Genomic DNA, 8,378 nt, shown 5'->3' with positions numbered 1-8,378 from the left:
GAGTATCTGGGAAGGATTGATGATCAGGTAAAGATCCGTGGGCATAGAATAGAGCTTGGAGAGATTGATCATCAGGTGCTTTCTTATAGCCCAACAATTAAATCTGTTGTGACTGAAGTGAAGGAGTATGAAGGTGATAAAAACTTAATAGTATACTATACAACAGAAGAGACGATAGATAAGCAAAACTTATCGAGATATTTAAAAAATAAATTACCTCAATATATGCTACCGGGCTTTTATGTGGAATTGAAAAATATACCACTTACGGGTAATGGAAAGATCGATAGGAAGAAGCTCCCTGAGGTAAGTTCAGAAGATCTGATTAGAAATGAGTATGTGGCACCAAGTACAGAAATAGAATATTTATTAATGGATGCCTTATCTCAGTTGTTAAACTATGACATTAAGGAGGTGAGTATTCATGACAATTTCTTTGATATGGGACTGAACTCTTTATCTATGATAAGATTTGCTCAATTACTTCGTAAGGAGGCCGGCTTAGAAATAGAGATCGCGAAATTCTTTTCTTATCCAACCATATCCGAGTTGTCAAGATTCATACAAAATATGAACCTGCCTGTTACCGAGACCATTACTTATGAAGATAAAGATCTATCGGATCATATAGATAATTTTCTTGATAAGAATTTCAACTAACATCAGAAAATAATTATATAACCAAATTTCCTCTACATTTTTATATGTTACAATTATTAGAAGAATTAAAAATTAGAAATATTCATTTATCTGTAAAAAATGAAAACCTTGTTATAGATACCCAGGATGATATAGAAGAGGACCTTATCAATCAAATTAAAGTACATAAACAAGAAATCATCTCTTACATTTTAAAGCATAATTCTAATAGAGTTAGAAAACACACTTCCACAAGTCAGGATCATCCTGTTTCGGATGCTCAAAAAAGAATGTGGCTGCAAAGTATTACAGAAGAAGGCTCAAAGGCATATCATCTTAAATATCCTCTGGAAATTCCAATAGAATGTAATACGGAAATTTTAAGATCCGTTGTTTTAAGACTGGTCAATGATCATGAAATTTTCAGAACCGTATTCAGTCTCAGTGAAGAAGGAGAAGTGAGACAGACTGTTTTAGACCGGGATAAAAACACTTTTGATGTCGGGATTGTTGATTTTAAAGATAAAAATAACGGAGAGAAGCTGATTGAGGAAAAAATAGATCATTTAAACTCAATTGCCTTTGATCTGAGTAAAGGACCTTTGCTTAGATGCATAATCTTTGAATTAAATGATAAGATCATATTGTATTTTATTTTCCATCATATCATTATGGATGGAGTATCATCCGTCCTGCTAAAACATAATATTTTTGATTATTATAATGCTTTATCCAATTCAGAGGATCTGCATGGCCCTACATTGCAGTACCTGGACTACACGTACTGGAAACAATCAAATATTGATAAAGGAAACTACAATAATTCCAGGGATTACTGGCTAAACCTGTTATCCAAAAATATTCCTGTCATCGATTTACCGTCATCTTTATCCAGGCCTCATACACTTACATTTAACAGTTATTCTCTGAAAACTGATATTTCACCGGTATTGACTCAAAAGCTGGATGCCTTTTCAAAGCTGAATCAAGGTACATTATATGTGGGAGTATTAAGTGTTATCAATATCCTGCTTAATAAATATACCTCAGAAAGAGATATTACATTGGGAACATTTACATCCGGGAGGAATCATCCTGATATAAATGAGATGTTAGGGCTTTTTGTTAATACAATAGTTTTAAATAATACAATCAATCCTGAGGAAGATACATTTTCAGATGTATTCAGGAAAACCAAAGAATCTTTTACTCAGGCATTTTCTCATCAGGATTATCCTTTTGATATGTTAGTGGAAGATCTCCAACTGACCAATGATGCAGGTAGAAGTCCATTATTTGATATTACGGTTGCTTTTCAGGATTATATGAATAATGATTCTGATAACAGGTTACTATTTGATGATGAAATAAAAGAGTTTGGATCCAGACATAGAGCATTTGATCTCAATTTTGAAGTCTTAAACCGGGGGTCTTTTTTAACACTGATTACTGCATTCAATACAGATATTTATGAAAAAAAGATCATATCCTCATTCATAAATCATTTCAAAAATTTACTGGATGCTTTGGTTAGCTCTCCTGATGTTCTTTTATCCGGAATAGATTATCTGGGAGCAGAAGAAAAGGAGTTATTGCTGGAGAGGTTTAATGCTACGGAAGTTTCTTATCCTGAAGAGGAAACCATAGTGAGCTTATTTGAGAAACAGGTAAATAATATTCCTGACCACATCGCTCTGATTTATGAAGATGTTAAACTTACTTACAGAGAACTAAATGAACAATCAAACAGATTGGCTCATTATCTGAGAGAGCAATATGATATACAATCTGATGATTTGATCGGTATTCAGCTGCCACGTGGTGAAAACATGATTGTATCGATTCTTGGTATTCTAAAATCAGGGGGAGCATACGTACCTATATCTCCGGATTATCCCGGTGAAAGAACAAACTATATTTTGACTGATACCCAGGCTAAAGTTAACATTGATGAGACCTTTATATCAGAATTTGAAACATTAAAGAATAATTATTCAATACAAAATCCTGATTCTGTAATAAAGTCCGATAATTTGGCCTATGTAATCTATACATCAGGAACTACTGGAAATCCAAAAGGAGTAATGATCGGGCATAAGAGTGTTGTAAATTTAATATCTGATTTATACCGTTGTTATGGACTTAATGATAATGATGTGATTCTGCAGTCAGCTAATTATGTATTTGATGCTTCTGTAGAGCAGATGTTTCTTGCAATTTTAAATGGAAACAGCCTTCTGCTGATAAAAGATAAGATGCTACTTGACGAAACAGCACTTCTTGAGAAAATTTCAGATCATCATGTTTCATATGTACATCTTACTCCTTCATTACTACAAAATATAGATATTACTAAAGCAGACGGCGTAAGGATATTAAATTCCGGAGGTGAAAGCTTATCGTCGAATTTGTACAATAAATTAAAAAATGGAAGCTTCCTGTTAATTAATTCATACGGACCTACAGAGACAACAGTTACTTCCATTGTAAATATTGGCAATGGAACCAATAGTATAGGAAAGCCTGTGGCGAATACCCATATTTATATATTAGATGCATATGGACAGTTGGTACCGGTAGGAGTAAGCGGTGAATTATATATAGCTGGAACTGGTTTGGCCCGAGGGTATTTAAACCTTGATGAATTAACAGAAGAGAAATTTGTAACTAATCCGTTTGTAGAAGGAACTAAAATGTATCGTACAGGAGATTTAGCAAGATGGTTGCCGGATGGTACAGTTGAGTACTTGGGAAGAATCGATGGTCAGGTCAAAATCCGTGGTCACAGAATTGAGCTTGGAGAAATCGACAGCCAGGTTTTATCCTACAGTGATGCTATAAAGAATGTAGTGACTGAAGTAATGGAATATGATGGAGAGAAGAGCTTAGTAGTATATTATATGGCAGAGGAAGTAATAGATAAACAAAGCTTATCAAGGTATTTAAAAAATAAATTGCCTCAATATATGTTACCAGGTTTTTATGTGGAACTGAAAAGCATCCCTTTGACCAGTAATGGCAAGATCGATAAAAAAAGTTTACCAGCTGTTAGTACAGAAGATCTGATCAGAAACGAATATGTAGCACCAAGTACAGAAATAGAATATCTGTTGATGAATGCATTATCTCAATTATTAAATTATGAAATCCAGGAAGTTAGTGTTCATGACAATTTCTTTGATATGGGGCTGAATTCGTTATCCATGATAAGATTTTCCCAGTTACTTCGTAAGGAGGCCGGTTTAGAAATAGAAATAGCAAAATTCTTCTCTTATCCCACAATCTCCGAGCTATCAGAATTTATACAAAATATGAACAAAACTACTGCAGAGACTAATACTTATGAAGATAAAGACCTATCAGATCATGTAGATAGCTTTATTGACAATTTTAATTAATATTACTATGAAAAGAGAATCTTTAAAAAGAGACATCGCAATAATTGGTACTTCTTGTCTATTTCAAGATAGTAATAATTCAAGTACATTTTGGGAAAACCTTGTTAACGGAAATGAGCTTATAAAATTTTATACCGATCAGGAACTATTAGAAGATGGTATAGAAGCTAAAACTATTGAAAATCCGAAGTTTGTAAAAGTAAAGACATTTATTGATGGTTCAGATGCTTTTGATTATTCCTTTTTTGGATACACAAAAGACGAAGCCAATAGTATGGATCCGCAAACAAGAATCTTACATCAGTTAGTGTGGGAAGCATTTGAAGATTCTTCTTACAATCCCTTTAAAATCCAAGAAAAAGTAGGCGTGTATCTTACTGCTCATGATAATTTTAACTGGATTGCCCATACCATGATCAATAAAAAAGAAACAATAGATCCTTTTTATTTGTCACAACTCAATAATAAAAACTTTTGCAGTTCCCTGATTTCGTACAACCTAAATTTAAAAGGTCCGAGTATTTTTATGGACACAGCTTGTTCGAGTTCTTTGGTAGCAATACATACGGCATGTAGAGCATTGCTTTTAAGAGAATGTTCAATGGCAGTCGCAGGAGGTATAGGTTTTAAAACTACAGAGGAAAAAGGTTATTTTTATGAAGAAGGAATGATTTCCTCTAAAGACGGACATTGCAGGGCATTTGATAATGATTCTTCAGGGACTGTTGGTACTGAAGGAGGAGGGGTTGTTTTGTTGAAGCGATTGGAAGATGCAATTAAAGATAATGATCATATTTATGCAATCATAAGAGCTACCTCTGTAAATAATGATGGAAATAGGAAAGTAGGTTATACGGCTCCAAGTGTTTCTGGCCAGTCTGACTGCATAAAGCAGGCTCTTAACTTTGCCAACATTGCTAATAACGAGATTTCTTACATTGAAACTCATGGTACCGGTACAAAATTGGGTGATCCTATTGAGATTGAGGCTCTTAATAAAGCATTTAATTATGATACTTCTTTTGAATGTGCAATAGGTGCTGTAAAATCTAATTTGGGGCACCTGGGTAATGCAGCAGGTATAGCTGGTATTATTAAGACAGCACTTGCCCTAAAAAACAAAACGATACCTCCGTCATTGCATTATACCAAAGCTAATTCAGAGATAAGTTTTGATAAAGGGCCTTTCTTTGTGAATACTCAAGCAACACCATGGGAGTCGAAAAATAATCTTCCGCGTATCGCAGGTGTGAGCAGCCTTGGGATAGGAGGAACTAATGCACACGCTATTTTAGAAGGCTATAATGAGGAGCATGGTAAAATAAAAGAAAGCAAATCAAAAAACAATATCTTAACCTATTCTGCAAAAAAATCTGAAGCATTAGATCAATATTTTACAAAACTAAAGTCATTTTTACAGGAAAATAATACTACTTCACTTTCAGATGTATCATACTCATTAAACACAGGAAGAGCTGGTTTTGATTATAGAAATTTTATAGTTTTTGATGACAGAGAAGAATTATTGAGCGAACTAGACAATAAAAAAGGGCAATACAAAAAAGTAGAATCTCAGGAAGTCGTTTTTGTTTTTCCCGGACAAGGCTCACAGTATTTTAAAATGGGTGAACAATTATATCATCAGGAAGAAGGACTAAAAAGATATATTGATGAAGGTTTTGGAATTTTAAATAAGAAATTCAATATTAATTTTTTTGAGATATTGGGATATTATAATAGTGAATCTGTTGATCCTGAGTTGATTAATGAAACCCAATACACCCAACCCTTATTATTCATCATTGAATATGCTCTGGCAAAATGGCTTATCGAATTAGGGGTAAAACCATCTTTGATGATAGGGCACAGCCTGGGAGAATATGTTGCTGCTTGTATTTCAGGTGTATTTTCTTTTGAAGAAGGAATACTGCTTATTGCAGAGAGAGCTTTTTTAATGAATAAGGCTCCTGTTGGAAAGATGATTGCGGTAAATTCGTCTTTTGAAAACATACAAAAAATAATACCGGATACAATTGCAGTAGCAGCTATCAATTCAGATAAGATAACTGTATTATCAGGAAAGGAGGAAGACATTAATGAGTTCTTTAAAATATTGAATGAAAACAATATTAGTTCTACTTTTCTAAAAACATCCCACGCTTTTCATTCATATCTAATGGATGATATAGCAACGGAATTTGAGAATCTGTTCTCCGGTATCAATTTATCAAAACCTCAGATCCCTTATATTTCGAATCTTACGGGAAAAGTAATTTCAGAAAGTGAAGCGACTTCATCCCGCTATTGGAAAAATCAGATGCTTAATACCGTTCTTTTTGAAAAGGGCATTGAAAATACTATGAGCGGAGGAAAAGGTAAAATATTCATTGAAATAGGAATTCCTACTTTAACAAACTCAATTAAACGAAACAAATCGTATAGAAATGATACCGTTATTCAGCTATTAAGAAAATCAGATGACAATTCGGAACAAAGATTTTTTAATCAGGCTTTGGGAGAGTTATGGCAGTCGGGACTGGAAATAGACTGGACAAAGTATTACGAAAATAAAGAAGGAAGAAAAATTCCTGTTCCAACGTATGCGTTCGAAAAAAACAAATTAGATTTTCATGTCAATCCTTTCAAAAGATTTGTAGTGGGTGACAACCCTGCTTCTCTGGATTTTTTATATAAAAGAAAATGGAAAGAAAGTGCTCTTGGTACAGAAAAAAAATGGGAAAAAGGATCCTATATTGTTTTTTCTGATACCGGAATACTTTCAGAAAATATCATTGAAGGAATAAAAAATAGAAAATATCATTGGGCTGAAGCTAAAAAAAGCGATTTTCTAAAAGAAGACCAAGGTATTGATATTGAATTGGTTAAAGAATTTTTTAGCCAAATTGAAAAAGATCAGCATACTTATAACCAAATCATCTTCAATTGGGATATTCAGGACGATAGCTTTGAATCGATGCTTTCCGTTTTTAGCCTGTTTAATGTAATAAGTAAATTTCTTATTTTCAATGATAGAGTTACCCATTCAAAAATTACAGTATTGGGAAAATTCAATGACATGGAGTCTCAGGCTGTAAAAAATAAGACTTTATTATCATCGTTTAATCAACTCTATGTCTGTGCGCAGGAAAATGAAAATATTTACAGTTCACTTTTAGATATTTCGTCTGATCTATCAGGTAATGAGATCATCGATGAAATTGAGTATAATTTTTCTAATCCTGTTGTTGCTTATAAAGACGGACAAAGATATGTGCCATTTTATGAAAGAATCTCATTAGAAAAGGAGAAACGCTTTGACCTTAGCTCTAAGGTGATTTTAATAATAGGTGGAGCTGGTAAAATAGGAAAGACATTGACTCAATATTTCTATAATCAGAATGCAAAGGTGATTATCGTCGGAAGAAAAAATGTTAAAGATCTTGATGAAGAAATTAAAATTAAATTAGGAGACAAAATAGCTTATTACAGCTCAAATATTTCTAATTGGGAATCTTTTAATGCTACCATACATCATATTGAAGAGAATCATGGTAAAATCAATGGAGTATTAAACCTGGCCGGAAACCCATCCCCTGAATCCTTAGCACTTGTTGAGAACCTTGATTTAGACGTTTTAAAAGAACAGTTTTCTTCTAAAATAGAAGGAATTCAAAATTTATATAAAGCTTTTGTAAACAAGAATCCGGAATTTGTATGGGTGACTTCCAGCCTTTCCTCAATATTGGGAGGGCAGACTTTCGGAGCCTACTCCGTTTCTAATTCCTATATGGATTATTTTATTACAGAAAAATCAGATCTTAAAAGCTGGAAATGTATTAATCTGGATGGGGTTAGCGAAAATGGTATCAACGGGAGCAAGCTAATTAAGATATTTGAAGCTACGATATTTTCGCAGGTTGATGACATTCAGGTGATTACTTCCTTGAGGAATCCTAATCATTATTTATTATATGATTATAAAACAATTAATAATAGGATAGAAACAGATCCGTCAGCTAATTCTTATCATAAAAATAAAGAGTATATAGAGCCTACTTCTCCTACTGAAATGGTACTTTGTGATCTATTTAATACATTCTTTGAGCCTAAGAAAGTAGGAATAACAGATAATTTCTTTGAACTGGGAGGAGATTCATTGAAGGCAATGACTATTCTGAAGAATATTAATAAAAAATTTGATTTAAAGCTAACCCCTCAGGATCTATATACCTCACCTACAATTAAAGAACTTGCTCTCCACATAGACATGGTACTGTATGTATCACAATCTGAGGCTAGCCCGGAAAACAATACAGGCCGCCAGACAATCATAATATAAAT

The 8,378-nt window shown here is 33.4% G+C and carries 3 protein-coding genes; all 3 read left to right on the top strand.

Annotation, left to right across the window (positions count from 1 at the left end; genetic code table 11):
- Window positions 1-660: phosphopantetheine-binding protein (locus G9C87_RS17430; RefSeq protein ID WP_228457040.1), on the top strand; the 660-nt coding region annotated here is incomplete at its 5' end.
- A 44-nt stretch (window positions 661-704) separates the two neighbouring features.
- A complete protein-coding gene (locus G9C87_RS17425; RefSeq protein WP_172283466.1) occupies window positions 705-4,037 on the top strand; it encodes a non-ribosomal peptide synthetase in 3,333 nt (1,110 codons plus the stop codon).
- A gap of 7 nt (window positions 4,038-4,044) precedes the next feature.
- Window positions 4,045-8,376, top strand: coding sequence for a type I polyketide synthase (locus tag G9C87_RS17420; RefSeq protein ID WP_172283464.1), 4,332 nt, complete (start codon window positions 4,045-4,047; stop codon window positions 8,374-8,376).
- Window positions 8,377-8,378: the final 2 nt, after the last annotated feature.

This window comes from Chryseobacterium sp. LAM-KRS1 (genome assembly GCF_013184525.1).
In the GTDB taxonomy this organism is placed as follows: Bacteria; Bacteroidota; Bacteroidia; order Flavobacteriales; family Weeksellaceae; genus Chryseobacterium; species Chryseobacterium proteolyticum.
This window is presented reverse-complemented; position numbering and strand designations above follow the sequence as displayed.

What these genes read in the sequence shown, in the direction of transcription:
- G9C87_RS17425 (WP_172283466.1), top strand. Translation starts at nt 705, where the DNA reads ATGTTACAATTATTAGAAGAATTAAAAATTAGAAATATTCATTTATCT.
- G9C87_RS17420 (WP_172283464.1), top strand. Translation starts at nt 4,045, where the DNA reads ATGAAAAGAGAATCTTTAAAAAGAGACATCGCAATAATTGGTACTTCT.